The sequence below is a fragment of the Phytohabitans houttuyneae genome (genome assembly GCF_011764425.1).
Taxonomy (GTDB): domain Bacteria; phylum Actinomycetota; class Actinomycetes; order Mycobacteriales; family Micromonosporaceae; genus Phytohabitans; species Phytohabitans houttuyneae.
This window is the reverse complement of the sequence record NZ_BLPF01000003.1, coordinates 526,889-553,664: the sequence shown is the minus strand read 5'-3', so window position 1 is coordinate 553,664 and position 26,776 is coordinate 526,889. Positions and strand designations below refer to the sequence as shown.

The 26,776-nt window shown below is 74.4% G+C and carries 6 protein-coding genes and 1 pseudogene; all 7 read right to left on the bottom strand.

Features of this window, described 5'->3' with window-relative positions:
• Nucleotide 1: 1 nt before the first annotated feature.
• Nucleotides 2-13,735, bottom strand: a complete 13,734-nt coding sequence (locus tag Phou_RS55845) for a non-ribosomal peptide synthetase (RefSeq protein WP_371872258.1) — start codon at nucleotides 13,733-13,735, stop codon at nucleotides 2-4.
• Nucleotides 13,709-18,696, bottom strand: a pseudogene (locus tag Phou_RS55840) (amino acid adenylation domain-containing protein); the annotation flags it as partial. The gene Phou_RS55845 and the pseudogene Phou_RS55840, both read right to left, overlap by 27 nt.
• An 83-nt stretch (nucleotides 18,697-18,779) precedes the next feature.
• Entirely contained in the window at nucleotides 18,780-20,246 is a 1,467-nt protein-coding gene (locus Phou_RS37495; protein WP_218579446.1) for a serine hydrolase domain-containing protein, read from the bottom strand.
• A gap of 238 nt (nucleotides 20,247-20,484) precedes the next feature.
• Complete coding sequence (locus Phou_RS37490; RefSeq protein WP_218579445.1) at nucleotides 20,485-21,222, bottom strand: thioesterase II family protein; 738 nt, start codon at nucleotides 21,220-21,222, stop codon at nucleotides 20,485-20,487.
• A gap of 133 nt (nucleotides 21,223-21,355) precedes the next feature.
• On the bottom strand, nucleotides 21,356-22,087 hold the full coding sequence (locus Phou_RS37485) for a hypothetical protein (protein WP_173066327.1): 732 nt from the start codon (nucleotides 22,085-22,087) through the stop codon (nucleotides 21,356-21,358).
• Nucleotides 22,088-22,291: 204 nt separating this feature from the next.
• Nucleotides 22,292-25,267 carry an AfsR/SARP family transcriptional regulator gene (locus Phou_RS37480; protein ID WP_281365138.1) on the bottom strand — a complete coding sequence of 992 codons (2,976 nt, stop codon included), beginning with the start codon at nucleotides 25,265-25,267 and terminating at the stop codon, nucleotides 22,292-22,294.
• A gap of 692 nt (nucleotides 25,268-25,959) precedes the next feature.
• On the bottom strand, nucleotides 25,960-26,487 hold the full coding sequence (locus Phou_RS37475; RefSeq protein WP_173066321.1) for a hypothetical protein: 528 nt from the start codon (nucleotides 26,485-26,487) through the stop codon (nucleotides 25,960-25,962).
• Between the last annotated feature and the right edge of the window lie 289 nt (nucleotides 26,488-26,776).

The following is a 26,776-nucleotide window of genomic DNA, read 5'->3' as shown; positions in this document are numbered from 1 at the left end:
CTCACAGATCCCGGGCGGCGGCGAACCGCTCCAGCTCGGCCAGCACGGCCAGTTCGACCAGCTCGGCGAGTTGGGCGACGGTTCGGGCGGTCAGTACGTCACGGGGCGCCAGCTCGACGTCGAACGCCGCGGTGATCCGGGCGGTGATCCCCAGGCTGTGCAGCGAGTCGCCGCCGTGGTCGAAGAAGTCGTCGTGCACACCCACCAGCGGCGACCCCAGCACCTCCTGCCAGATGCCGACCAGCACGGCCTCGGTGTCGGTGCGCGGCGCCACCGGCTCGGCGGCGGGCGCGGCCGCCTCCGGTTCGGGCAGCGCACGGCGGTCGAGCTTGCCGTTCGGGGTCAGCGGCAGCGCGTCGAGCACCGCGAACCCGCTCGGCACCAGGTAGTCGGGCAGTGTGCGGGCCAGGTGCGCGCGCAGCTGCGCGGGTGTGGGGCGGTCCGCGCCGGGCGCCGGCACGACGTACCCCACCAGGCGGTGGGAGCCGCCGCCGTCCCGGGCGACCACGGCCGCGTGTGCCACCGCGGGATGCCCCGCCAGCACGGCCTCGATCTCGCCGGGCTCCACCCGGAAGCCGCGGATCTGCACCTGCTCGTCGACCCGGCCGCGGAACTCCAGCTGCCCGTCGGCGCGCCACCGGACGAGGTCGCCGGTGCGGTACATCCGCTCCCCCGGCCGGGCTGTGCTGGTGGCGAACGGGTCGGCGACGAACCGCTGCGCGGTCAGCCCCGGCCGGTTCAGGTATCCGCGCGCCAGGCCGACGCCGGCCACGTACAGCTCACCGACCGCACCGACCGGCACCGGACGCAACGCGCCGTCCAGCACGTACACGCGGGTGTTCGGCAGCGGCCGCCCGATCGGCGGCGCCGAGCCGTCCGCGGTCAGCGGCTGCGACCACGTCGCCACGACCGTGCACTCGGTCGGACCGTAGGAGTTGATGAGGCGGCGGCCGGGCGCCCACGCCGAGACCAGGTCGGCTGAACACGCCTCACCGCCGACGATGACCGTGCCGAAGTCGGGCAGGGCGGCCGCGGTGTCCACAGTGGCCAACGCGGCCGGCGGGATCAGCGCGTGGGTCACCTGGTGCGCGGCGAGCACGGCGGCGAGCTGGTTGCCCAGCAGCGGGCCGGGCGGCGGCACCACGAGCGCCGCACCCGCCGGCAGCGACATGCACAGCTCCAGCACCGACGCGTCGAAGCTCGGCGACGAGAACTCCAGCACCCGGTCACCGGGGCGTACCGCGTAGTGCTCGATCTCCGCGGCGGAGAAGTTCGCCAACCCTCGATGGGTGACCACCACGCCCTTGGGCCGCCCGGTCGAGCCGGAGGTGTAGATCACGTAGGCCGGGTGGTCGACGTGCGGCGGCGCGTCCGTGACCGGCTCCGCGGGCAGGGCGGCCAGCTCGCGGCGGACCGCGTCGTCGTCGAGGGCCAGCCACCGCTCGGCCGGCACCATGCCGTCCGGCGACCCCCAGCCGAGCACCAGCACCGGGTCGGCGTCGGTGAGCATGAACGCGATCCGGTCGGCCGGGTACGCCGGGTCGATGGGCAGGAACGCCGCCCCCGCCTTGGTGACCGCCAGCTGCGCCGTGACCAGGTCGACCGAGCGCGGCAGGGCCAGTGCCACCAGCCGCTCCGGCGCCGCGCCCCGCGCGGCCAGCAGCCTGGCGAGGCGGTTGGCGTGGGCGTCCAGCTCGGCGAAGGTGAGCTGGCCGCCGTCCCAGACGAGCGCGGGCTGTTCGGCGTACCGGTCGACGGCGGCCGCGATGAGCTCGCGCAGCGGCACCGGCGGTACGTCGCGCACCGCGCCCGCCCCGGACTCGATGGCCCGGCGGCGCTCGTCGGGCGCCAGGACGTCGACCGCGCCGACCGTACCGGGCTCGTCGAGGAACGCCGCCAGCGCGCGCAGCAGCTGGCCGGCCAGCCGCTCGACTGTGGACTCGTCGAACAGGTCCGGGTCGGCGCCCAGCTCCACGCCCAGCCGCTCGCCCGGCGAGACCACCACGGTCAGCGGGTAGTTCGTGGTCTCGAACGCGGCCAGCTCGCTGACCCGCAGGCCGTGCGCGGCCGCCGTCTCGTCGTTGATCGGGTAGTTCTCGAAGACGACCAGGCTGTCGAAGAGGCCGCCGCGCAGGTCCGCCCAGGCCGCCAGTTGGGCCAGCGACACGTGGTCGTACCGGCGCGCCTCGGCCTGCGCCGCCTGGATCTCCCGCAGCCAGTCGCCCAGCCCGGCTCCCGGGCGCACCGCGACCCGTACCGGCAGGGTGTTGATGAAGATGCCGACGATGTCGTCGGCGCCGGGCAGGTCGGCGGGCCGGCCGGACACGGTGGCGCCGAAGCACACCTCGCCGCGCCCGCTGGCCCGCGCCAGCACCAGCGCCCACGCCGCCTGGACGGCCGCGTTGAGCGTGACCCGGTGCCGGCGGGCCAGCGTCTCCAGGCCCGCGGTGGCCTGCGCGTCCAGGTGGTACTCCCGCCAGCGCGCCGACCGCGCCGCGTGCCCGTGCGCCGGCGGCCGGTCGTAGGGCAGCGGCGTGGCCGACTCCAGGCCGGCGAGCGCGCCGCGCCAGTACGCCTCGGCGGCGGCCGGCTCGCGGGCGGCGAGCCAGCGCAGGTAGTCTCCGAACGGCGGCCGGTGCGGGCTGGCCTCCGGCGCGTCGCGGCCGGCGGCCAGGGCGGCGTACGCGGCGAACACGTCACCGAGCACGGCGAAGACGCTCCAGCCGTCGAGCAGCACGTGGTGGAACGTCCAGACGACGCGCACCTCGGTGTCGGAGAGCCGGATCAGCGCCACCCGCAGCAGCGGCCCGGCGGCCAGGTCGAAGCCGGCCGCGCGGTCGCTGTCCAGCAGTTGCCGCAGCGCGGACTGGCGCTGCGGCTCGGCCAGATCGGTCCAGCCGAGCTGGCGCACCGGCAGCGCGACGTGCGCGTCGACGACCTGGACCGGCGTGTCGACGCCCTGCCACACGATCCGGGTGCGCAGCACCGGCGTGCGGTCCACGACCGACTGCCACGCCCGGGCCAGCAGGTCGAGGTCGGTGACGCCGCTCAGGACGAACGTCGCCTGCTCCAGGTACAGGCCCTGCTCGCGCTGGGACAGCGCGTGGTAGACCATGCCGGCCTGCATCGGGGTCAGCGGGTACGCGTCGACCACGTCCCGCCCGGCCGACAGGCGGTCCACGGCCGCCTGGTCGGCGGCGATCAGCGGGAAGTCGCTCGGCGTGCGGCGGCCGGGGCCGGCACACCGCTTCGCGATCTCGCGCAGCGCGTCGGTGGTCGCCGCGGCGAGGCGGCGCACGGTCGCCTCGTGGTGGCGCCCGGTGGAGTACCCCCACTCGACCTCCAGCACGCCGCCGGTCACCCGGGCCACGACATCGAGCAGGTACGGGCGCTCGTCGGCCGGCCCGGCGTCGCCGGACAGTCCTTCGTGGACAGCGGCGACCAGCTCGCCGTCCGGCCGGGTTGCGCCGTCGGCCTGGCCGAGGTAGTTGACGCTGACCTGCGCCGGTGACGGCGGGACGGCCGGGTCGCCGGCGAGGTGGCGCAGCAGCCCGTACCCGATGCCGCGGCGCGGCACGGCCCGCAGCTGTTCCTTGACCGAGGCGAGCGTGGTGTCCCAGTCGCCCGCTCCCGGGTCCGGCACGACCGGGTGGATCGTGGTGAACCAGCCGACCGTGCGGGACAGGTCCACGCCGGGCAGGATGCCCTCGCGCCCGTGGCCCTCGACGTCGAAGGCCACCGGCCCCCGCGCCCATCGGCCGAGCACCCGGGCCAGCGCGGCCAGCAGAACCTCGTCGATCCGCATCCGGTACGCCCGGGGCGCATCGCGCAGCAGCGCGGCCGTCGTTTCGGGCTCGAGCCGGGCGGTGACCGCCGCCGTGCTGGCCACGGTGGCATCGCCGTCCGCGTCCGTTGGCAGCGGCGTGCCGGCCGGCAGCGCCGCCCAGTGGTCGGCCTCGCCAGCGAGGTGGCCGCCGGCGACGTGCCCGGCAAGGCCGGTGGCCCAGTCGCGGTACGACGTCGTCTTCGGGCCGAGGTCGATCCGCTCGCCGCGGACGGCCTGCCCGTACGCGCGGTCGAGGTCGTCGAGCAGGATCTGCCAGGAGACGGCGTCGACGACCAGGTGGTGCGCGGTGAGGGTCAGCAGCGGGGCGCCGGACGGGCCGCGGTCCACCCAGGCCGCCCGCAGCAGCGGTCCGCGCCCCAGGTCGAAGCCGCCGGTGAACGCGACGTCGGCCTCGTCACTGCGCTCCTCGGACCGGATCCCGCCAGCGTCGACCGGGGCTGTGCCCTCCGCGCTCGCTCCGCTCGCAAGCGCCCCGCGATGCCGGCGCCATCCGGCCTCGTCACTGCGCTCCTCGGACCGGATCCCGCCAGCCCTCGGGGCGAAGCGCTGCCGCCAACCGTCGGGCGTGGGCTCGTAGCAGGCCCGCAGGGCGTCGTGCTGTGCCAGCAGCGCGTCCAGCGCCCGGTGCAGCGCGTCCCGGTCGGCGCCGGGCCGCAGCTCCACCGTGACCTGCTGGGTGAACCGCTCCGGCTGGCGGCCGTGGGTGTCGAAGAACCAGTGCTGGATCGGGGTGAGCGGAGCCTCGCCGGTGATTTCGCCCTGCTCCGCGCCCGGGGTGTCGAGGTCCTGGGCGGCGGTCGCGGCGCGGGCCAGCTCCGCGACGGTCTGGTGGCGGAACAGGTCGCCGGGCATGAGCCGCAGGCCGGCCCGGCGGGCGCGCGAGACCAGCTGGATGCTGACGATGGAGTCGCCGCCGAGCTCGAAGAAGTTGTCGTGGATGCCGACCCGCTCGACGCCCAGCGTCGCCGCCCAGATGTCGGCCAGCACCCGCTGCGTGTCGTCCATCGGGGCGGCGTAGCCGGCGGCCGGGCCGGCCGGCTCGGGGGCGGGCAGGGCGCGGCGGTCGAGCTTGCCGTTGCGGCTCAATGGCAGCGCGTCGAGCTCCACGTACGCGGCCGGCACCATGTAGTCCGGCAGTGCCGCCTCGGCTCGCTCCCGCAGCGCCGCGGCGAGCAGGCCCGCGTCGCCGCCGGGCGTGTCCGCGCCGCTCGCGGGCACGACGTAGGCGACCAGGCGCTTGGCGCCAGCGTCGGCCCGGGCCAGCACCGCCACATCCGCCACCGCCGGATGCCCCGCCAGCACCGCCTCGATCTCACCCAGCTCCACCCGGAAACCACGGATCTTCACCTGCTCATCGGCCCGACCGACGAACTCGACCACACCGTCGCTCCGCCACCGCACCACATCACCAGTGCGGTACATCCGCTCCCCCGCACCACCGAACGGATCCGCCACGAACCGGGCCGCCGTCAGGCCGGGCCGACCCAGATAACCGCGGGCCAGACCCGCACCGGCCACGTACAGCTCACCCGGCGCACCCGGCGGCACCGGCCGCAACCAACCGTCCAGCACGTACGCCCGCATGTTGTCCAACGGCGCACCGATCGGCACCGCATCCGGCACCCCACCGGCCGCGGACATCGCAAAACTCGTCGCGAACGTCGTCGTCTCCGTCGGCCCGTACCCGTCCACCACCGTGATCCCGGGACACGCCTCCAACACCCGACGCACCGCCGCGGCCGGCACCACATCACCACCGGTCCACACCTCACGCACACCGCGCAGCGCGTCCGGGGCGTCCTGCGCGACAACGCGGAACACACCGGCCGTCAACCACAGCCCGGTCACGGCGCCGGCCGCGAGCGTCGCGCGCAGCGTCTCGACGTCGAGTTCGCCGGGCGGGGCCACGACGACCGTGCCGCCGTTGAGCAGCGGCACCCACAGCTCGTAGGTGGAGGCGTCGAACGCCAGCGGGGAGTGCAGCAGCACGCGATGGTGCGCGCCGCCGGCGAAGCGCTGGTCGGCGGCGAGCGCGACCACGTCGCGGTGGCGCACCGCCACACCCTTCGGCGTGCCGGTCGAGCCCGACGTGTACTCGACGTACGCCAGCGCGTCGGGGTCGGGCTCCGGCAGGGGGACGGGCGGCGCGTCGCCGGGCTCACCGGCGAGCAGCGTCGGTCCATCGTGGACGGCGGCGGCGGTGTCCCGCCACGCGGTGTCGGTGAGCAGCACGCCCGCGCCGGCCTCGGCCAGCACCAGGCGCAACCGCTCCAGCGGGGCGCGCGCGTCCAGCGGCAGGTACGCCGCCCCCGCGCGGATCACCGCCAGCACCGCCACGACGAGGTCCACGGAGCGGTCCAGCAACACGCCGACCCGGTCCTCCGGCCGCACGCCCAGCGCGAGGAGCCGGCCGGCCAGCGCGCGGGCCCGCGCGTCCAGCTCCGCGTAGCTGAGCCTCTGGTCGCCGCAGGTCACCGCCGGCGCACCGGGCGTGAACCGTACCCAGGAGTCGAACGGGGCGCACAGCGACACGTCGCGGGCCGGGCGTGCGGTGGCGTTCCACTCGCCGAGGACCAGCCGCCGCTGCTCCGGCGTGGCGGCCGGAAGGTCGAGCAGGCGCCGGTCCGGGTCGGTGGCGATCTCGTCGAGCGCCAGCGCCACCTGGTCGGCGAGCCGGCGGACGGTGGGTTCGTCGAACCGGGCCGGGTCGTAGTCGAGGGCGACCGCGAGCCGCTCCCCCGGGTACACGACGGCGGTGAGCGGGTAGTTCGTGGGCTCCAGGTCGCGGGCCTCCAGCACCCGCACGCCGTGCGCGGCTATCGCGGCCTCGTCGAACGGGTAGTTCTCGAAGACCAGGATGCTGTCGAACAGCGGGGCGGCACCGGGGATATCGCTGTAGCCGCGCATCTGGGCCAGCGGCACGAAGTCGTACCGGCGCGCCTCGGCCTGCTCGCGCTGGATGCCTCGCAGCCAGGCAACGACCTGCTGGCGTGGCTCGGTGTCGACCCGTGCGGGGATGGTGTTGATGAACACGCCGACCATCGACTCGACGCCGGGCAGCTCGGCCGGGCGGCCGGAGACGGTCGTGCCGTACACCACGTCGCGCTCGCCACTGAACCGGGACAGCATCAGCGCCCACGCCCCCTGCACCAGGGTGTTCAACGTGAGGCCGTGCCGCTGCGCGGTCGCCCGCAGCGCCGCGGTGCGCTCCTGGCCGAGCTCGAGCCGGACCGAGCCGCCCGGCCCGTCGACACGGCCGGCGGCGCGGTCGAACGGCAGGGCGGTGGGCGCCTCCACGCCGGCTAGCACGCCGCGCCAGTACGCCTCGGCCTCGGCGTGGTCGCGGCGGGCCAGCCAGTCGAGGTACTCCCGGAACGGCCGGCGGGCAGGCCGCGCCGCGTCAGGCGCCGCGTACTCCGCGCACACCTCGTCGAGGACCTGGGCGGCGCTCCAGCCGTCCAGCAGCACGTGGTGGAAGCTCCAGACGAGCAGCACCTCGTCGGCGCCGAGGGTGGCGACGGTGAACCGCAGCAACGGCGCCACGGCCGGGTCGAAGCCGGCCGCCCGGTCGGCGTCGAGCAGTTCTCCCAGCGCGGCCTCGCGGTCCGCCGCGGTGAGCGAAACCCAGTCCAGGTACGTCACGGGGACGCTCACGCCGCGGCGCACCACCTGTACCGGCTCGTCGAGCCCGTCCCAGGCGACCTGTGCGCGCAGCGCCGGGGTACGGTCCACGACGCGCTGCCACGCCTCGCCCAGCGCCCGCGGGCGGGTGATCCCGCCGAGCCGCAGCTGCAGCTGGTTGACGTACGCGCCGGACGGCCCCTCGACGAGGCTGTGGAACACCATGCCCGACTGCATGGGCGTGAGCGGGTAGATGTCCTCGACCTCACGGCCGTCGCCGGCCAGCCGGTCCACGGTGGTCTGGTCCAGCCGCACCAGCGGGAAGTCCGACGGGGTACGGCCGCCGTGGTGAGCACAGTGGACAGTGATGTCGCGCAGCGCGCCGGCGGTGGCGTCGGCCAACCGCCGCACCGTGGTCTCGGTGTGCACGCCGTCGGCGTAGAGCCAGGTGAGCTCCAACCGGTCGTCACGTACCGCGCCGATCACGTCGATCAGGTGCGCCCGCGGCGCGCCGTCGGCGGCGTCGCCCTCGATGCCGCCGACCGCGGCGAACGGGCCGCCGGCCGGGGCGCCGTCGAAGCGGCCCAGGTAGTTGACGCTCAGCTGGGGTGCCGGGCGGTCGACCAGCTCCGGGTCGCGGGCGAGGTAGCGCAACGCGCCGTAGCCCAGGCCCCTGCCCGGCACGGAGCGCAGCCGCTCCTTGACCGACTTCAGCACGCCGCCCCAGTCGCCGGCCGGCACGTCCAGCGCCACCGGGAACATCGTGGTGAACCAGCCGACCGTGCGGGAGAGGTCCACGCCGTCGAACACGTCCTCCCGGCCGTGGCCCTCCAGGTCCACCAGGACCCGGGACCCGCCGGCCCAATCGGCGACCACCCGGCCCACGGCGGCCAGCAGCACATCGTTGGCCTGCGTCCGGTACGCCGCCGGCACGTCGCGCAGCAGCGCGGCGGTCTCGGCGGCGTCCAGCGCGACCGTCACCGACCGCATGGCGCCGACGGTGTTGGGTCCGTCGCCGTCCACGGGCAGCGGTGCGGCGGCATCGCCCGTCGACTGGGCCCAGTACGCCCGCTCGCCGTCGAACGCACCGGCGGCCGCGTGCTCGGTCAGCCGAACGGCCCAGTCCCGGAACGACGTCGTCTTCGGCCCGAGGTCGACCTTCTCCCCCTTGCTCGCCTGGCCGTAGGCGCGGGCGAGGTCGTCGAGCAGGATCCGCCACGACACGGTGTCCACGACCAGGTGGTGCGCCGTGAGGAACAGTGCCGCCGACTCGCCGCGGCGCAGCAGCACCGCGCGCAGGAGCGGCCCGCCTGCCAGGTGGAGGCCCGCGTGCGCCGCCGCGACCGCGGCGGCCTCGTCCCGCGCCTGCGCGACGGTGAGCACGTCCTGGTCGGCAGAGACCGGGGTGCCTTCCTGGTACCAGCCGTCGGCGTCGCGCCGGAACCGCATGCGCAGCGCGTCGTGCTGGGCCAGCAGCGCGGCCAGCGCCGCGCGCAACGCGTCCTCGTCCGGCCGCTGTGCCAGCTCCACCCGGACCGCCTGGTTGAACCGGTTTCCCAGGCTGTGCCGGCTGCGCTCGCTTCGCTCGTTGGGTGCCCCGGGAGGCCGGCGCCATCCGGCCTCGTCGCTGCGCTCCTCGGACCGGATCCCGCCAGCCCCGAGGCCCTGCTCGAAGAACCAGTGCTGGATCGGGATCAGTGGTGCCGGCCCGGTCACCGGGCCCTGCTCAGCGGTGACCGGGCCGGTGTCCTCTGTGGACCGTGCTGCCGCGGCGAGCGCGGCGACGGTCGGGTGGGCGAACAGGTCTCGCGGGGTCAGCTCCAGCCCCTGCTGCCGCGCCCGGGACACCACCTGGATGCTGAGGATCGAGTCGCCGCCCAGCTCGAAGAAGTCGTCCTCGACGCCTACCCGGTCGACCTTCAGCACCGCCTGCCACACGGCTGCCAGGTGCCACTCGGCGTCGGTACGCGGCGCCACGTAGGCGGCCGAACCTTGCGGGTCGGGGTCGGGCAGGGCACGGCGGTCCACCTTGCCGTTGGCGTTGAGCGGCAGCCGGGCCAGGCTCACGTACGCCGACGGGACCATGTAGTCCGGCAGCGACGCGGCCAGGTGCCGGCGCAGCGCGGCGTGGTCCGGTGCGCGCCCGGGCGCGGGCACCACGTAGGCCACGAGCCGCTTCCGGCCGTCCGCGTCCTGCCGCACCATCGCCAGCGCCTCGGCGACCTCGTCGTGGGAGCGCAGGACGGCCTCGACCTCGCCCAGCTCGATCCGGAACCCGCGAATCTTGACCTGGTCGTCGGTCCGCCCGACGAAGGCGATCTCGCCGTCGGCGGTCCACCGCACGACGTCGCCGGTGCGGTACATCCGCGTGCCGGGGAAACCGTACGGGTCGGCCACGAACCGCTGCGCGGTCAGCCCCGGCCGGTTCAGGTAGCCGCGGGCCAGCCCCGCGCCGGCCAGCCACAGCTCTCCGGGCACCCCGACCGGCACCGGCCGCAGCGCGGCGTCGAGCACGTAGGCGCGCATGTTGTCCAGCGGCCGGCCGATCGGCACCACGTCGGGCACCTCGGCCACGGCCGCCATGCCGCGCTGCGTGGCGTACGTGGTGGTCTCCGTCGGCCCGTACACGTCGACGACGAGAAGGCCGGGGCAGGCGGCCAAGACCCGGCGGATCGCGGTGGCGGGCACGACCTCGCCGCCGGTCCACACCTCGCGCGCGCCGGCCAGGGCATCCGGCGCGTCCTGCGCCACGAGGCGGAACAGCCCTGAGGTCAGGAAGATGCCGGTCACGCCGTACTCGGTGATCATGCGGCGGAGCAGGGCGGTGTCGACATCGACGGGCGGGGCGAGCACGACGGTGTCGCCGTTCAGCAGCGGCACCCACAGCTCGTACGTGGACGCGTCGAACGAGTGCGTCGAGTGCATGAGCACGCGCGCGTGCCCGCCGCCCCGGAAGCGCCGGTCGGCGGCGAAGGAGACGATGTCGCGGTGGCGCACGGCCACGCCCTTGGGCGTCCCGGTGGAGCCGGAGGTGTGGATGACGTACGCGAGGTTGTCCGGGTGGACGGCCGCCGGCGGCACCGGGTCGGGCGCGGGTACCGGGCCGGACTCGTCGACCTCGCAGACCACGCCGTCGTGGACCGACCGGGCCGTGTCGGCCCACCCGGAGTCCGCCAGCAGGACGGCCACGCCGGTCTCGGCCAGGAGCACCCGCAGCCGGGCGGCGGGCGCACGCAGGTCCAGCGGCACGTACGCGCCGCCGGCCTTGAGCACCGCCAGCTCCGCCACGAGCAGTTCGAGCCCTCGGCGCATCAGCAGCCCGACGGGCTGTTCGGCGCGGACACCCAGGGATACCAGGCGCCCGGCGAGCCGGTCCGCCCGCGCGTCCAGCTCGGCGTAGGTCACGGACAGCCCGTCGCCGACCACGGCGGGTGCGTACGGGGTGCGCCGTGCCTGTGCGACGAACCGCTCCGGCACCGTGCCGTCGGGTACCGGGTGGTCGGTGTCGTTCCACTCCCGCAGCACCCGCACGCGCTCGGCCTCGGCCAGCATGGGCAGGTCGGCCGGTGTCCCCGCGTGCCGCGGCATCGCGTCGAGCAGCAGCAACAGGTGCTCGCCCAGGCGCCGCGCGGTCGCCTCGTCGAACAGCGCCGGGTCGTACCCGAGGCTCACCGCCAGCTGCTCGCCCGGCGACACCACGGCGGCGAGCGGGTAGTTGGTGGCCTCCGTGGCGGTGAGGTCGCGCAGCCGAAGGCCGTGCGCGGCGGCCGAGTCGTCGTTGATGGGGTAGTTGTCGAAGACGACGATGCTGTCGAACAGGTTGGTTCCGGCCGGCACGCCGGCGAGCGCCTGCAGCCGCGGCAGGGAGAACAGGTCGTCCTGCCGGGCCTGCGTCTGGTCGGCCTGCAGCGCCGCGAGCCACTCGACCAGGGGCCGGCGTACACCGAGGTCCACCCGCGTGGGCAGCGTGTTGATGAACATGCCGACCATCGAAGCGACGCCCGGCAGCTCGGGCGGCCGGCCGGCGACCGTGGTGCCGAAGCAGACGTCACGCTGGCCGCTGTGCCGGGACAGCAGCACCGCCCAGGCGCCCTGCACGACCGTGCTCAGCGTCAGCCCGTGCGCCCGGGCGAACCCGGCCAGCCGCGCGGACTGCGGCGCGCCGAGCGCGACCTGGACACTGTGGACGGACCGGGCGCCGTGCCGGTGCGTGGGCGGCCGGTCGTACGGCAGGGCGGTGGGCTCGGCCAGCCCGCCGAGCGCCTTCCGCCAGTACCCGAGCGCGGACTCGCGGTCCTGACCGCCGCGCCACGCCAGGTAGTCCCGGAACGGCCGCCGCGCCACCGGTTGCGCCGAGCCGTCGCCGGCGAGCGCGGCGTGCCGGGTGAACACCTCGGCCAGCACCTCGAACACGCTCCACCCGTCGAGCAGCACGTGGTGGAACGTCCAGATGACGCGTACCGCCTCGTCCGGCAGGCGGATGAGGGTGACGCGCGCCAGCGGCGCCGCGGCGAGGTCGAGGCCGCGCGCCCGGTCCTCGGCGAGCAGGTCCGCGAGGGCGGCCTCCCGCTCGGCCGGCGAGGTACCGGTCCAGTCCAGCGTCGCCACGCCCAGCCGCGCGGCACGGTCGAGCACCAGCACGGGCTCGCGCACGCCCTGCCAGACCACCCGGCCGCGCAGCTCCGCGATGCCGTCGACGGTCGCCTGCCAGGCGCGGGCGAGCAGGTCGACGTCGGTGACGCCGTCCAGCACGAAGGTGGCCTGCTCGACGTAGACGCCCTGGTCGGCCTGTGCGAGCGCGTGGAAGACCATGCCCGCCTGCATCGGGGTCAGCGGCAGCACGTCGGCCACGCCACGACCGTCGCCGACCACCCGGTCGACCTCCGCCTGGTCGAGGTCGACGAGCGGGAAGTCCGACGGGGTGCGCCCGCCGGCGCCCGGCGACGCGCAGTGCTCGACGATTCCCGACAGCGCGTCGAGCATGGCCGACGCCAGCGCGCGCACCGCCGCCTCGTCGTAGGCCGACGGCGAGTACTCCCAGAGCAGGTCCAGCTCGCCGCCGGTGACCCGGGCGATGACGTCGAGGGCGTGCCGGCGCGCCGCTGTGGGGTCCTCGGCCAGCCGCAGCTCGCTTCGCAGGCCGCACAGCACGCCTTGCCCGGTCCCCAGCCCATCGAGCTGGCCCAGGTAGTTGAACGACACCTGCGGCGCGTCCGGCAGCGCGACGCCGGCGAGGTAGCGCAGCGCGCCGTAGCCGATGCCCTTGTCCGGCACCGCCCGCAGCTGCTCCTTGACCGACTTGAGGGCGGCGCCCCAGTCGCCGTCCGGCACCTGCAGCGCGACGGGGTGGATGGCGGTGAACCAGCCCACCGTGCGCGAGAGGTCGAGGCCGGGCAGGATCTCCTCGCGGCCGTGCCCCTCCAGGTCGACCCGCACGGTGCCGCCGCCGAAGGCGCGCCCCAGCGCGGCCAGCAGGCAGTCGTTGACCTGCGTGCGGTACGCGCCGGGCACGTCGTGCAGCAGCGCCCGGGTCCGCGCGGCATCCAGCCGCACGGTGATCGACCGGGTGGCCGACACCGGGTCCACCGGCGCGGGTGCGGCGGCGGGCTGCGCGGTCCAGTAGCCGACCTGCCCGTCGAAGCCACCCGCCTCGGTGTGCTCGGCGAGCCTGCGCGCCCAGTCGCGGAACGGCGTGGTCTTCGCCCCCAGCGCGACGTTCTCGCCACGCGCGGCCTGTTCGTAGGCCCGCTCGAGGTCGGCCAGCAGTATCCGCCAGGACACACCGTCGACGACGAGGTGGTGCACGACGAGCAGCAGGGCGTCGCTTTCCTGGCCGCCGTACCGCACCCGCACCGCCCGCAGCAGTGGCCCGCGGCTGATCTCCATGCCAGCGGCCACCTCGCCCGCGACGGCGTCGATGTCCACATCAGACAGAGCCATCTCGGTCAGCAGCGCGGCGGTCTCGTCGGCCGCGTTCTCCTGCCGCCAGTCGTCCTTGTCGCGGGTGAACCGCATCCGCAGCGCGTCGTGCTGCGCCACCACCGCGGCGAGCGCGGCGGCCAGCGCGGCCGAGTCCGCGGCCGGGTCCAGCTCGACCGCCAGATGCTGCGCGAAGTGTCCCGGCCGCGGCGGCTCAGAAGCCAAAAACCAGTGTTGTACCGGCGTGAGCGGCGCCGCCCCGGTGACCGCACCCTGCTCGCCCGTGTCCCGTGCCGCGACCGGCGTGGCGTGGCGCGCGAGCGCCGCGACCGTCTGGTGCGCGAACACGTCGCGCGAGGTGAGCGCGAGCCCGGCGGCGCGGGCGCGGGACACCACCTCGATGCTGAGGATCGAGTCACCGCCCAGCTCGAAGAAGTTGTCGTCGACGCCCACCCGCTCGGCGCCGAGCACCTGCGCCCACACGCCGGCCAGCACGCGCTCGGTGTCGTCGCGCGGTGCCACGTATCCGGCCGCCGCGGCCAGGTCGGGTGCGGGCAGGGCGCGCCGGTCGAGCTTGCCGTTCGGGTTGAGCGGCAGCCGGTCCAGCGTCACGACGGCCGACGGCACCAGGTAGGCGGGCAGCGCCGCGGCCAGGAAGTCCTTGAGCTGCGCCGGATCAGGCGCGCCGCCACGCGGCACGACGTAGGCGACGAGCCGGTCGTGGCCGTGGTCGGTGCGCACCACGGCGACCGCCTCGGCCACCGCGTCGTGGCGCAGCAGGGTGGCCTCGACCTCGCCGAGCTCGATCCGGAAGCCGCGCAGCTTCACCTGATGGTCGGTGCGGCCCAGGTACTCCAGCTGCCCGCCGGCGGTCCAGCGCACCACGTCACCGGTGCGGTACATCCGCGCGCCTGGCCCGGTGAAGGGGTCGGCGACGAACCGCTGCGCGGTCAGCCCGGGCCGGTTCAGGTAGCCCCGGGCCAGTCGCGGCCCGCCCAGGTACAGCTCGCCGCGCACGCCGGCCGGCACCGGCCGCAGCCACCGGTCCAGCACGTACACCCGGGTGTTGGCGATCGGGCGGCCGATCGGCGGCGCGAGGTCGGCCGGGTCGTCGGCGGCGGAGTACCAGGCGGTGGCGTACACCGTCGCCTCGGTGGGGCCGTAGATGTTCGAGACGCGGGCGCCGGGCAGGGCCGCGCGGATCTGCTCGACCGTGCGCGGGGCGAGGGCCTCGCCGGCGAGCACCACCTCGCCGGCCGTCACGTCCCGCATGCCGGCCGCGAGCACCGGCGCCAGCGCGGACGGCACCGCGCTCACCAGGCTCGCCCGGCGCGGCTCGGTACGCGGCTGGGCCAGCGCGAGCACGTCCGGCACCAGCTCGATGGCGCCGCCGTTGAGCAGGGGCAGAAGATCTCGAACACGGACACGTCGAAGTTCAGCGACGTCGACACGATCACGTCGCTGAGGCCGCGCTGCCCGAAGGCGTCCGCCGCCCAGGCGGCCAGTTGTACCGCGCCGCGATGGGCTACCACGACACCCTTGGGCGTGCCGGTCGAACCGGAGGTGTAGATGACGTACGCGGGGTGGTCGGGCGCCAACGGCGCGATCCGGTCGTCGTCGGTGAGGACGCCGTCCCTCGCGGCTGCGCCGGTCGCGCTCGCTTCGCTCGCCGGGTTCATCCGCGGGACGCCGGGCGTCTCGGGCAGCCGGGCGCCTACCTCGGCGTCGGTCAGCAGCAGCGCGGGCCGCGCGTCGGCCAGCATGAAGCGGACCCGCTCGGCCGGATACGCGGGGTCGATCGGCAGGTACGCCGCGCCAGCCTTGAGCACCGCCAGCAGCGCGACGATCAGGTCGGGGGTGCGTGGCAGCGCGATGGCCACGAACCGCTCCGGTCCGGCGCCGCGCGCCACGAGCTGCCGGGCCAGCCGGTTGGCTCGCGCGTCCAGCTCGCCGTACGTCAGCACCGTCGCACCGTGCCGCACCGCCGGGGCGTGCGGATCGGCCGCCGCGCGCGCCTCGAACACCGACGGCAGCACGGTGGCCGGCAGGTCGACGGCCGTGTCGTTGCGCTCGACGAGCAGGTCCCGCAGCTCGGCGCCGGTCACCAGCGCCTGGCCGCACAACGGCTCGTCGGGGTTGGCCGCGACACGGCCGAGCAGCGCGGCCAGCCGGTCGGCGAGCCGGGCGACGCTCTGCGCGAGGAACAGGTCGGCGTTGTACTCGATGACGAGGTCGAGCGCGTCGCCCCGGTGGGCGAACTCGACGACGATGTCGAACCGTGCCGCGGGTCTGGGCAGGTCGTACCCGCTGAGCCGCAGCCCGCCGCGCTCGCGCGGGCGCGTCATCTCCTCCTGGAGCACCACCAGCGCCTGCACCAGCGGGGTACGGCTCGGGTCGCGCTCGGGCTGCAACTGCTCGACCAGCCGGTCGAACGGGACCGCGTCGTGCTCGAAGGCCTCCAGCACCGTGCCGCGCACCTGGTCGAGCAGGTCGGCGAAGGCGCGCTCCTCATCCACAGTGGAGCGGAGCACGAGCGTGTTGATGAAGAAGCCCAGAATGCCGTCGAGCTCCGGCCGGCCGCGCCCGGACGTGACCGTGCCGACGGCCACGTCGCTCTGGCCGGTCTGGCGCGCCAGCAGCAGCTGCACCGCCGCGGTCAGCGTCATGAACAGCGTGGCGCCGTGGGCCCTGCCCAGGTCGGCGAGCGCCCGCACCAGCGGTGCCGGCAGCTCCCGCCGCACGGCAGCGCCGGCCGTGGTGCGCACCGGCGGCCGGGGGCGGTCGGTCGGCAGGTCCAGCGGGGGCAGCCCGGCCAGCCGTTCGCGCCAGTACGCCAGGTGCGGCGCGAGGGCGTCGGGGGTGCTCTGCTCGCGCGCCCAGGCCGCGTAGTCCGGGTACTGCACGGCCGGACCGCCGGGGTGCCCGCCGGCGTACAGGTCGGCCAGCTCGTCGACGAGGACCCGCACGGACCAGCCGTCGGTGACGATGTGGTGCTGGCTGACGAGCAGCACGTGCTCGGCGGGGTCGAGCCGCACCAGCAGCGCCCGGGTCAGCGGCCCGCGTTCGAGGTCGAACGGGCGGCGCAGCTCCTCCTCCAGCGCGGCGTCCACATCGGACTGCCCGGAAGCTTCGACGGTGCGCAGCGGGATGTGCCCCTCGGGGGCGACGATCTGCACCGGTTCGCCGTCGACGGTGGCGAACGTCGTGCGCAGCGCCTCGTGCCGGGCCACCAGCGCGTCCAGCGCCGTCCGCAACGCGGCAGCGTCGAGATCGCCGGCCAGCCGCAGCGCGACGCCGGTGTTGTACTCGGTGTCGCCGCCGGTCAGGTCGTGCAGGACCCACAGCCGCCGCTGCGCCGGCGAGAGCGGCACCGCCTCTCCCCGCCCCGGCAGAACCCGCCGCGGCGCGGACGGGATGCCGGCGCCGAGGTCCGCCCCGCCGCTCGTGGCGGCCGCGATGCGCGCCGCGAGCTGGGCGACGGTCGGCGCGTCGAACAGTGCCCGGGTGGACAGCTCGACGCCGAAGGCCTCACGAGCCCGGGCCACCGCCCGGTACGCGCTGATCGAGTCGCCGCCCAGCGCGAAGAAGTCCTCGTCGGCGCCGACGTCGGTCACCTGCAGCACCTCGGCCCAGATCCGGGCGAGCGCGGCCTCGGCGCCGGTGCGCGGCGCGACGCCCGCCGGGCGGCCGGCGTCGGCGGTCGGGTCGGGCTCCGGCAGGGCCCGGCGGTCCAGCTTGCCGTTCGTGGTGACCGGCAGGGCCGGCAACGCGACGAACGCCGCCGGGATCAGGTAGTCGGGCAGCGTTTCGGCGAGGAACGCGCGCAGCTGCCCGGCGGTCGGGGCGGTCGCGCCGGGCGTGACCACGACGTAGCCGACGAGCCGTACGCCGGTGCCGCCGGGCGCGGGACGCCCGACCACCGCGGCCTGCCGCACGGCGGGGTGCGCGGCGAGCGCGGCCTCGACCTCGCCCGGCTCCACCCGGAACCCGCGGATCTGCACCTGCTCGTCAACCCGACCGCGGTAGTCCAGCTGCCCGTCCGGTCGCTGGCACACCAGGTCGCCGGTGCGGTACATCCGCGCTGGGCTGGTGGCGAACGGGTCGGCGACAAACCGCTGCGCGGTCAAACCCGGCCGGTTCAGGTATCCGCGCGCCAGGCCGACGCCGGCCACGTACAGCTCACCCACCGCACCCGCCGGCACCGGACGCAGGTTGTCGTCCAGCACGTACACCTGAGTGTGCGGAAGAGCGTGACCGATCGGCGGCGCCGAGCCGTCCGCGGTGAGCGGATCCGACCACGTCGCCACGACCGTGCACTCCGTCGGGCCGTACGAGTTGATCAGCCGGCGGCCCGCTGCCCAGTCACGTACCAGCTCCGCCGAACACGCCTCGCCGCCGACGATGACCGTGCCGAAGTCCGGTAGCCCGGCGGCTGAGTCCACAGTGGCCAGAGCCGCCGGCGGCACCAGCGCGTGCGTCACCCGGCCGTCGGCGAGGGCGCGCACGAGGTCGTCGCCGAGCAGTACGCCCGGCGGCGGCACGACCAGCGCCGCACCGGCCGGCAGCGACATGCACAGCTCCAGCACCGACGCGTCGAAGCTCGGCGACGACAGCTGCAGCACGCGGTCACCGGGGCGTACCGCGTAGTGCTCGATCTCCGCGGCGGAGAAGTTCGCCAGCCCTCGATGGGTGACCACCACGCCCTTGGGCCGCCCGGTCGAGCCGGAGGTGTAGATCACGTAAGCCGGGTGGTCCAGCCGCAGCGGTGCCCGCCGGTCGGCGTCCACAGGGGCGTGTGTGGCGGCTGCCGCGAGCAGCTCGCGTACCTCCGCCCCGTCCAGCGCGGCGAGCCTCCCGCCCGGCGGCGGCACGGCGGCCAGTTCCGCGAGGGTCAGCGTCACCGCGGCCCGCGCGTCGGCGAGCATGGCCGTGATCCGCTCGGCGGGGTACGCCGGGTCGACCGGCAGGAACGCGCCGCCCGCCTTGGCCACGGCGAGCCGCGCCACGATCCCCTCCACCGACCGCGGCAGCACGAGCGCGACCAGCGCCTCCGGGCCGACGCCCCAGCCGATGAGCACGTGCGCGAGCCGGTTCGCCGCCGCGTCAAGCTCGGCGAACGTGAGCGCGCGGTCGCCGGCGAGCACCGCGGGCGCGGCGGGCGTGCGGGCCACCTGCGCCTCGACCAGCTCGGCAAGGGTCGCGGCCGGCACGTCGGCGGTTGCGCCGGCCGCCGTCACGCCCGCCGGCGATCTCGCGGAAAGGCCGTCGTCGGGGTCGGATGCGGGCCGGGCAGGCGCGATCGTCTCCATGAGGGAACACCTTTCGGGCGCGTCCATGCCTCGCCCGCGCCGGTGTGGGCGCGGGCGGCCGCAGGGACGGAAGTGAACGGGGATCAGGCGATCATCGATGCGCGCCGAATCGGTGCGGTCCGGTCGCGGCGGGCCACGCGCCCGCCGATCTGCAGGGCGTCGATGACCCCGGTGCCGGGGTCGCGGCGGAACCTCCCGCCGCGCACGAGCCGGCCGGACTCCGGGTCTGGCACGGAGAAGACAAGTCCATCGTGGAACGTCATCGGTACCGGCGGTGCGTCGTCGACGGCGAGGACGGCGTGCCCGTCCCGCGCGAAGACCTCGAACTCGACGCCACCGTTGGCGTACGTGCCGGCGCACCCCCACGGGACCGCCACCACCGGCGCGGCGGCGACATCGTCGGCGCCCGCGTCGCCCAGTGGCACGCCGAGCATGCGCAGCTGGGCGCACAGGTCGCGCCACAGCGCGGCGCCGCCGGTGCCGTTGCTGGTGAACGCGACGACCCACCCGTCGACGGGATCGGCGCGCAGGTAGCACGCGGTGCCGAAGCCGTTGCCGTCGTGGCCGACCCAGCGCCGGCCGTCGTGTTCGAACAGGGCCAGGCCGAGTCCCCAGCCGTCGGCCAGGCCGAACGGGTCGGCGGCCGGCTCGGGCGTGCGCATCCACGCGGCCTGCTCGGCGGGCAGCGGGCCCCGGGCGGCCGGCTGGATCAGCGCCGCGCCGAGCCGGACGAGGTCCGTGGCGCTCCCCGCGAGTGCTCCGGTGGCGGACTCGACGAGCGCGAGCGTCTGGCGGACCGGGCGTGCCCGACCGCCGCCGCTCGCGTGCCCGGTGGCGATGGGCCGGCCGGTGGTGGAGCCGCCGTCGATCGCGAACGCCGGGACGATGCCCAGCGGCTCGAGCAGGATGGCGGAGATCGACTCGGCCCAGTCCATCCCGGTCGCTTCCGCGATGAGCGCACCGACCGTGACGTAACCGGCGTTGGAGTACGAGAACCCCGTGCCTGGCGGCAGCACGAGGTCGGCGGCGCGGCAGTGGTCGGCCAGGTAGCGGCGCACCGGAACGCCGTCGACGTCGGCGGAGTCGGGGCCGGAGGCGAGCCCGGCGGTGTGGCTGAGCAGGCGCCGGAGCGTCACCTCGTCGCCAAGCCCGTCGAGCTCGGGCAGGTACTCACCGACCGGCGCGTCCAGGTCGAGGTCGCCGTCGGCGACGAGGATGAGGGCCAGGGCGGCGGTGAGGGTCTTGGTGATCGAGCCGAGCGGGACGGCACTGTCCCGGCTCATCGGCCGGCCGGTCCGCTGCTCCAGCTCGCCGACCTCGATCGCGACGGTCGTGCCCCGGCGGTGTACGGCCAGCTGAGCCCCGGGTACGGCGTATCGCCGGGTCAGCGCCGCCAGCCGCGCCTGCAGCAGGGGCAGCGCGGCGGCCGGCAGCGGCCCGCCGCCCGTGTGCCCGCCGGGCGAGCTGGGCGGCCCGCCGGCCGGGCGGATCCGAGGATTACCCGGACGCGCCCCGCCGGCAGTGGTGAGAGGGGCGCCGGTTGTCCCCACGCGCGTACGTGCGCTGAGAAACCACGTGGTCGCGGCCCCCTCTGCACTTCGCTTCTCCACCACGCAAGCCCCTTCCGGCTGGATGACACTGACCGTTCGTCTGTGTCAGCCTCCGAGTTTCGGGGTGCCGCCAACAAGTGCCGCCCGTCATTGATCTCCCGTGATGAAGTCACCGTGGGTAGTGACAAACGAGGGGTTTGAGACTGCACAGCGACGGTATTACGCGCGCGTGCGCCCGTTAAATGCCCATATAAAGCGGAAGCATCTCCCACACCTTCTCGGTGTAGAAGTGGCCGCCGGGCAGGACCTCCGCCCGATACACCCCGCCCGCCAGCGCCGACCACCCGCCGTCGACGGGGTCCACGTCCGCGTCCTCCTCCCCCGCAAGGCGGCGCACCGGGCAGGCCACGGTCCGCCCGGGCACGAAGTCGTACGACTCGGCGGCACGCCTGTCCGCCCGGTACAGGTCGAGGGCCATCTGGCGCAGCCCGTCGTCGGCGAGCACGGCCGGCGGCAGCTGGCCGGCCCTCGACATCCAGCCCAGCAACTCCTCGTCACCGGCGCGCGACGTCGGCGGGCGCAACCGCTCCTCGCTGGCCCGGCTGGGCGCGTTCGCGGCCGAGACGACGAGTGCCTCGGGCCCGCGCCCGCCGGCGGCCAACCCGAGCGCGGCCTCGTACGCGACCCAGGCGCCCATGCTGTGCCCGAACAGCACGTACGGCCGCGCGGTGACCGAGCGCGCCGCCGAGAGCGCCTCACGCATCAGGTCGTCCCACCGCTGCGCGGGCGGCTCCGCCATCCGGCGCTCCCGCCCGGGCAGGCAGACGAGTGCCAGGTCCACGTCCGCGGGCAGAGCGCCCATCCATCCCCGGTACGCCGCCGGCCCACCCCCGCAGTACGTGAAGCACACCAGGACCCGCGCCGCCTCCGGCCGTGGCGATGGCCAGACCACCCCCGCCGCGTATGTTCCACGCACCTGTCCGCCTCCTACGGTGAGCCAGCCGGCTGGCCGGAATTCCCAACGGCAGCGACCTACCCGCGCTCACCGTGATTCATACAGCCGACAATTCGCCGTCTTCAGGTAGCCAGGGGCGCCCCACCCTCGATGATCATCGGCTGCCGTCGCTGTAAAGGCAGCTCGCCTCGCCACGCCCGACCACCAAGGGCATGCCGTCGTAGTACTGCTCGATGCGAACGCCGAAATGGACGTACAGGTAGTGAGGCGGCGTGGCGCCGGCCCGCGCCTCGTAACCCACGTGCGACCAGCTGCCGTCGGCCGCGACCCGCACCCCGTAGCCCTTTTCCGGCAACGTCGTGCCCCAGCGCAGGTCTTCTGGGCGGTACTGCGAGACGTACGACTGCGTGTACACCACGCGGATGGCCGCGTTCGCCAGGTAACCGCCGCCCGCCACGACCAGCCGCAGCGTCTGGGTCGCCTGGTCGCACGTGAACGTGTACGTCGTGCGGGTGTCGTACGCGCAGTACCCCTCGCGCTGGACGGCGACACCGGTCGCGTCGTCGCGCACCGTGACGCGCACCGTCTCGGTGTAGAAGCGATAGCTGGCCGAGGGCCAGGCCCGCTGGTACCCGATGACCGAGAGACTGCCGCCGGACACCGTCGCCTGCTTCGTCACCCGGGTGTTCTTCTCAGGGATGTGGCCCTGGGTTGTCGCGCTGACGTAGGTGCCAGCGATCACGTCGAAGTGGACGGTGACGCGGCTACCTTCGGTGAAGGCATCGCCCACGATGCTGGCAGTGACCGTGTCGGTGGCGGCGTCGCATACGACCGACGCCTTGAGCGGGGTTACCGCCGCACCCGCCGGCTGAGCCGGCGCCAGCACCGCGCCCACCAACAGCGCGCCGGCGCCAACAATCCGTGCTAACACATTTGTCCCTTCCGATCCGACTTGAGCGGCCGGATCTGGCTTCCACGCGACCTGTGCCCGTGAAGCTACGACGGGACGCATGCGTTCCTTTGACGCGTCGCTGACGCGGTCGCCGCCCCGGACTCCCCGCTGCCGTATCGTGGCCGGCTGTACCGATGTTCAGGTGGACTCGTCCGCGCTGTCCTCACGTCCAGATTGGTGGACGCGTGCCAGTCCGGCGTGCGCACGGGCCTGCTCGTCGCGGGCGCCGGTCCGGGTGGCGATCGCCAGCGCGCTGCGGTAGTAGGCGAGCGCGGTGGGCGCCTGCCCGGCCACGTCGGCTGCCTCGCCGAGGCCGTTGAGGGCAGAGGCCTGTCCGTCGTCGTCGCCCAGCTCGCGGAACAGGTGCAGAGCGTGCAGGTGCCGGTCGCGGGCCTGGGCGTAGCGGCCGAGGAGCCGCTCGGCGGTGCCGAGTCCGGTCAGGGCCCACGCTTCGCTGGTTCGGTGGCCGAGCTCGCGGAACTGCGTCACCGCCTGCCGGGACCGTTCGGCCGCGGTCTGCGGTCGTCCGGTGCGGGCGTCCAGTTCGGCGAGGCCGAGCAGTGCCCATGCCTCGCCGAACCGGTGCCCGGCCTGCCTGTGCAACCGCAACGCGTGCCGCAGATGGCCGTGGGCGTCGTTGTGGCGCCCCAGCCTGGCCCCCACGACGCCCAGCCGGGTCAGGGCATGCGCCAGGCCGACCCGGTCGCCGACCTGCCGGTACAGCGCGAGTGCCCGCCGGTAGTGTGCGCTGCTTGATCGGTATCGTCCGAACCGCTCGTGGAGCTGGCCGAGGTTGCCCACCGCCCGGGCCTCGGCGAGCCGGTCACCGCCGTCGCGTGCCGCGTGCACGGCCCGGTTCAGTTCGTCGACCGCGGCCGCGTACCGTCCGGCCTGGGTGTGCGCGGCGCCGAGGGCGACCATCGCCACCGCCTCGCCGGTCCGGTCGCCGAGGCGGTGCGCGGCGTCGCGGGCCTGCTGGTGGACGGACACGGCAGCGGCGTCGTGGCCGTCGTCGAGGTACCGGAAGAGCACCGGCGACAACTGAACCGCCTGGGTCAGGCAGTCCACTGTGGCCGCATAGGCGGAGACAGCCACCAGGTTGGGTAGCTCGACGTTGAGCCACTCCTGCGCCGCCGCCCGGTCGGGAAAGGACGGGACGGGCGTGGCCGGTGGGGGTACGGGCGGACGCCGGGCGGCTTCGCCCGGATGCAACACGTTCATCGCGGCGGCCGATGCGGCCAGGTAGTAGTCCACCAGCCGACGGGACGCCGCTGGGGCATCGACCGGCGGTTCGAGGGCATCGGGGTCAGCGGCGGGTGCGGTGGCGAGCCGCGTGGCGTACACGTGGAGTAGGTCGTGAATGCCAAATTGGCGGTTGCCGACCCGGTGGACCAGGTGGGCGCGGGCCAGCCCGTCCAGCCGGCGGCCGGCGTCATCGAGGTCGGTGTCGGCGAGTGCGGCAACGGCGTAGGCGTCGAATTCGCTGCCCGGATGAAGGCCCAGTAGCGCGAACGTCTGGGCGCTTGACACCGCGAGGTGCTGTACCGACCAGGAAAAGACCGTCCGCACCGCTGCTCGCGGATCGCCTCCGCTGCTGAGCAGCTCCAGCCGGCGTTGCTTTTCGGCAAGCTCCGCAGCCAGCGCGGCCAGGGAGATGGCCGGCCTGGACAGCGCGAGCTCGGCGGTGATCCGCAGCGCCAGTGGAAGCCCGTCGCAATGACGCACGAGCGCCCTCGACGCTTCGGGTTCGTCCTCCACCGCCGAGCCGACGAGGCGGCGAAGCAGTGACGTCGCGTCCGGGGTCGGCAACGGACTGAGCATCACGCGTCCCGCGTCGTGCAGAGCCACCAGACCGGCGAGGGAACTCCGGCTGGTGATCAGGACCGTGCAGCCCGGCGAACCGGGTAGCAGCAGGCGAACCTGCTCCACTGTGGACGCGTTGTCGAGGATGACAAGCATTCGCCGGCCGGCCGTTTCAGTCCGGTACCGGGCGGCCCGCGCCTCGACGTCAGCCGGCAGGTGTCGCTCATCGGGCGTCAGCGCCGCCAGGAAGATGGACAACACCTCGTCGGGCGTCATCGGCCGCTGCGGATCGTAGCCGCGCAGGTTCACGTAGAGCTGGCCATCCGGGTACCGGTCGCGGACGAGGTGCGCCCAGCGGACGGCGAGGGCGGTCTTGCCGACGCCGGCCGTACCGGTGATGCCGACGATGACCGGTGCGGTGGTGGGCTCGGCGTCGACGAAGCTGTCCAACGCGGCCAGTTCGGCGCTACGACCGGTGAACGCGCCCACGTCCGCGGGCAGTTGCGCGGGAACGGCCCGCGCCGGGGCACTCTTGCCGGCCGCGGTGTCGAGGTCGTGCCGCAGCACGGCCTGGTGGACCTCGCGCAGCTCCGGACCCGGATCGGTGCCGAGCTCCTCGCGCAGTGTCCGCCGGATCCGGTCATAGCGCTCCAGCGCCTGCGAGGGACGGCCCACCGCGTAGAGCACCCGCATCAGCACCGCGGCGACGGACTCGTCGGTCGGGCGTTCGTCGAGCAACTCGGTCAGCGGCCGAACCGCGGCGGCCGCGTTGCCGGTGCGTACCTCAGCATGCGCCCATGCGACCAAGGCGTCCGCGTGCTCCTGCCGCAGCACGTCGCGGGTGCGCGCCGCCCACGCCCCCGCCACCCCGGTCAAGGGCTCGCCGAGCCACAGGTCCAGCGCCTCGCGCAGCAGTGCGGCGCGGTCCCGGTCCGTCGTGCCGGCATCATGGGACCGGGCCACCAGCGCCCGAAACCGGTGCAGATCCACATCTTCGCCGGTGACCGACAGTACGTAGCCGCCGGGACCGCGAACCAGCGGTTGGCTGGGTGGAACGCCACCCCGTCCGCAATCCGCGCCCGCCGCCCGTTCCAGGGCCCGCCGGATCCGGGCGACGTGCGCCTGGACCGATCGATAAGCCTGTGCCGGAGGCTCGTCGTCCCAGATCCGGTCCACCAGCGTCGGCATGCTGACCGTGCGGCCGGCTTCGATCAGCAACATGGCCAACACGGCCCGCTGGCGCGGCTCACCCGCCGGCACCGGCTGGCCGCACGCCCATATCTGGACCGGCCCCAAGACCCGGAACTCCATGTCAGTCGCGCCGACACGCATTCACGAACATCGCGCCCCATAGGTGGTACGCCTGCCATCCGCACCTGGATGCCAATCGCCACCAGCGGCACGTGTCGGCAAGCGGACAGGGCTCGACCGCTGTCCGGCTGACCCGTTTCAACAGGAGGAATCAACGTTCCGTAGGCTCCGAGTCGGCCTCGCGCCGGCGATGGCTGTGTCCGGTGTGCTGGCATTCACCGCGCCAGTACGCGCCTCACATGGCGGCCGCGGCCGGCGAGATCTGCGAGACCTACACGCCGGAGTGGTTCATCTTCGAGGTGCCCACCGGCGCCTTCCTGTACTCGCAGACGCTGTTCCTCCAGTACTGCCGCGACGGTGGAGGGCCTCGTCATCCCCGACGGTTTCCGGACCAGCGCGCTCTTCTTCACGAGTGCCGTTTAGAAGGTCCGCGAGCCGGCCCGGTCCCGCTTCGGGGCGGGGCCGGTCCACCCTGCCCAATTCGTAGCGGCGGGTCCCCTGCCAGATCGGCCGCAATCGCCGCCGTCCCGGGATCAACATCTAGCGCGACAACTCCCGAACCTCCGGACAACACAGCTTCTGGTTTAAGCCGGGCATCGACGTAGCGGGCCGATCGTCCGACGCGACGGTGGCGGGCTTCGCATTTTGAAACCGGCGCGGGGGTTCGACCCAACGGCCGCCTCCGACACGCCCTACTTCATCAGCTTGGCCATCGGGGGACGCAGGCCCAGATCCGCAGATGTGGTGACCCTGCGCATCGGGAGGACCGGGCCAACCTTCCGTCCAGCACGTATCTGAACCCGCCCGCCGGCAAGCTCTCCAGCCACTTCGCGGTCCCGTGCCTCGACGCAGCATGAATACGGCCGGCGACGGCAGCGCCGAACCCAGACTGCAGCTCTGGCCCTGCAACGGGGCCCGCGGCGCCGGTAAGCGCCGTAGATCACCACTCCGACCGGCATCAGAAAGAGGACAGCACCGAAGATCCGCACCTGCAGAGGGCTGTCCGGCACGCGGTAGGTGTCTCCGTCCTCGTCGACGGGCTGGCCGAAGATCAGCATGCCGAGACCCACCAGCCCGAAAAGCGACATCGAGAGGGAGCTCAGGACGGCGTAGCCACCGCGCGCCCAGTTCGCCCGATCGCCCGCGCGGGGATCGTTCCGGGCCTGACCCCAGATGACCGGCACCCCGATCAGCAGCGCCAGCCCGAACCCGATCAGCATCAGACCGAAGACGAGATCCGTCCTCGACCGACGTCGACCCACGGTCAGGGGTAAGCAGTGGACCAGCCCCGTCAACGCGGGCGCATCTCGCGGTATCCCACCTCCCCCGCCACCGGGTCACCCTGGATCAGTCGCGCCTCAAACCACCTACGGAGAAGCGCCGCGTGGCAGCGCTCGACCCATCGTCTTCTCTGCTGCGGCCCATAACCACCAGTACTCGTCGAACCATGCGATTCGGGCCGATGACCTGGCCTTCGATCTGTTAAGTAACCGCGACAAGCAAGCAGCT